This is a genomic window from Massiliimicrobium timonense (assembly GCF_002160865.1).
Classification (GTDB): Bacteria; Bacillota_I; Bacilli_A; order Erysipelotrichales; family Coprobacillaceae; genus Allocoprobacillus.
Genome location: NZ_NFLJ01000078.1, coordinates 1 through 2639, shown reverse-complemented (window position 1 = coordinate 2639; position 2639 = coordinate 1). Strand labels below are relative to the sequence as shown.

4 protein-coding genes are annotated in these 2639 nt (G+C 22.5%); 1 reads left to right on the top strand and 3 read right to left on the bottom strand.

Going from position 1 to position 2639, the window contains the following annotated elements; translation table 11 throughout:
* The coding region (locus B5E75_RS14100; protein WP_143746983.1) for a transposase at positions 1-447 on the top strand (447 nt) is incomplete at its 5' end.
* A 10-nt stretch (positions 448-457) separates the two neighbouring features.
* Here the strand turns inward: B5E75_RS14100 and B5E75_RS14095 are convergent.
* From B5E75_RS14095 to B5E75_RS15130, 3 genes are all read right to left on the bottom strand, one after another.
* A complete protein-coding gene (locus B5E75_RS14095) occupies positions 458-1687 on the bottom strand; it encodes a hypothetical protein (RefSeq protein ID WP_087360565.1) in 1230 nt (409 codons plus the stop codon).
* Complete coding sequence (locus tag B5E75_RS14090) at positions 1684-2385, bottom strand: LytR/AlgR family response regulator transcription factor (RefSeq protein ID WP_087360562.1); 702 nt, start codon at positions 2383-2385, stop codon at positions 1684-1686. The genes B5E75_RS14095 and B5E75_RS14090 overlap by 4 nt, the downstream gene beginning before the upstream one ends.
* Before the next feature lie 68 nt (positions 2386-2453).
* Positions 2454-2567: a cyclic lactone autoinducer peptide gene (locus B5E75_RS15130; RefSeq protein ID WP_087360559.1), complete on the bottom strand. Its 114-nt coding sequence runs from the start codon at positions 2565-2567 to the stop codon at positions 2454-2456.
* Between the last annotated feature and the right edge of the window lie 72 nt (positions 2568-2639).

Genomic DNA, 2639 nt, shown 5'->3' with positions numbered 1-2639 from the left:
ACAGATCAGCTTAACAACTATCCCAATAGAATAAAACTGCTTCAAGTAAAAAGCGAAAACAAGGAAGAAGTAAAAAGGCTCATGAAACATATCTATTACGATAAGGATACAACAATATGCACTGATGGTGACCCGGCATATCACTATTTAAAGGATAGAGTACATCTTATCAATCGCGTTATAGATTACAAAGAATCAGATCATCTTATGTATTGGATAAATATACAGATATCAAATATAAAAAGTAATATAGATGGAATCTATCATGGCATAGCGAAAAAATATATCAATGGATATATACAGGAACATGCCTGGAGATTCAATCATAGATATAGAGGTTTCAAGCTTATGTTTTCCATGATGAGAATTATCAGTTACTCAATTGTAATGACTAGAAAGATGCTTAAAGATTACTACAATAAAGCAAGTGTGTCTGATGGTCTATGATATTTATTTTTTATTGAATCAAAATTTTAATGATTGTTTTGTCTGGACTTTGGTGGTCTATAATTTCCTTTTTTATATGTGTGGATTTTTCATCAAACATAAATAACGAAGTTGAGATATCTAAAGATACATCAATTTCTATTTTAAAGATAATGTATTCAGCCTTTTTATATATTTTAATTACTAGACTTATGCCTTCTTTATTCAAATTATTTAAGGTACATATATCAATATATTTTTCTAAATTTTTTATTAAAAGATAATCATTTAATATTTTGTCTTCATCAATATTGGCTATATATATAACATCAAATTTATTCAATCTTAGTTGAATTATTTTTCTAGTCATAATATAATCTAATACTGGATTTTTAGAAGTATATGGAATGTCTGTTTTATATATTTTATCTAATGCATTGTGAATAGAACTTACTATTTCAAAGTTATCTTGTGATTTAGCAATGTTTTCTATTTTTCTTAAAATATAATATATATTATGTTTTTCTTCAGAAAGTCTATAAGCTAATTTACTAGTTTCTGAATACATTTTGCGAGTATAGTTAGACTGTAATAGTTTAGATTGAATTTCTAATTTTTGATTATAGCTTTTTACTATATCTATAAATAATTTTATTGATGCTGTGCACATAATTACAAATTCTAAAGACAAAAGGACATAGATTTTATAGTCAAAAATACCATATACTATACTTTCACCTATAGTTGTTAAAATTGATAGTAAACAAATGATAAATATTGAGAATGAATTAAATTCAAATAATTTATTTTCTGTTTTTATTATTTTTAGTTTTTTAATTATTTTTGTTAACCAAATAATACATAAGAAAAAAATAACACGAGAGAGAATAATTGTGGTTATTAGTAGTTCTTGATGAAAGTTAATTTGATTAATTTTTATGCCAAAAATTAATGATATAAAATAAAACGAACTAATATTGGAAATAAGCAATAAACCCATCATTAGACATGGTAATAGTAAGTAAAGTATATTAATTTTTTTTGTTATAAAACATAATGAAATTGTCCAAGTTGTTACTAATGAAAAGAATAACAATTCATTGTTCATAAAATAATTATTTAAAATAAAAGTTTCGATTAAGGTAATCAATGTTATAATGAAAATTGTGTTGAATTTTTTTGTGTCAGAAAATATATTAACCAAAAAATAACTAATTATGAAATCCTCAAAAAGAGTCATTAAAATATCAAATATAATCATCTTAAAAGAAATTCCTCATATTTTTTTATAAAAGTAGATTTATATTTTCTACCAATTGAATATTTGCTTCCATCATTTAGGATAACGTTTGAGGATTTTATATTATTAACATAATTTAAATTTACTATTTGATTTCTACTTATCTGTATTAAATCGTTATATGATTTTTCTTCTATTTTGTGCATAATTTCTTTCATTGTTGAAACAATGATATAATCATTTGTAATAGTTTTGATTAATAAATCTCGACCAAAAGATAAGAGATACTGAATTTCATTTAAATTTAAAACAGTTTTTCTACCATTTATTTCTAAAATGATTTTTTTGTTATAAATTTGAATGTGTTTATATAATTGGTTAAATACTTTTGCACAATCTTCTTTAAACTTTGATTTCCTTATAAATTGAAAGGTTGGCACTGATAATGCATTAAAAACTAACTCATCTCTTGAAGATATAAAGATTATTAAAATTTTTGGTGAAATATCAGTCATATATTTAGCTAAAGCAATGCCATTTTTTCCATTTAAATCTATATCAATAAAAGCGATATCTAAATCATCAAATGAATCTAATGAAAAATTCTTGGTTATTATTTCAATTTCTATTGGGCTAATTAATTTTTTATAATATTCATTGAATTCCTTTGATAAATTTTGGGAAAATATAATATCATCATCAAATATTGCGATTTTCATAACAATTCATCTCCTCTTTATAGTAAGTATAGCATATAAAATCAAAATAAACATTTCGAAAGAAATGTTTATTTTAGATCTTTGGGTTTTTCTGGTTCGTAACAACCAATAAATGAATATGAATTACATGAAATTCTTGCTAATTTATCAAGTAATACACATATAATTTTTTTGATGTCCATATTTTTTCCTCCTTATTTTTATATTTGAATTAATATTAAAATATATAATTAAAGCTTCAATTAATACTAAAT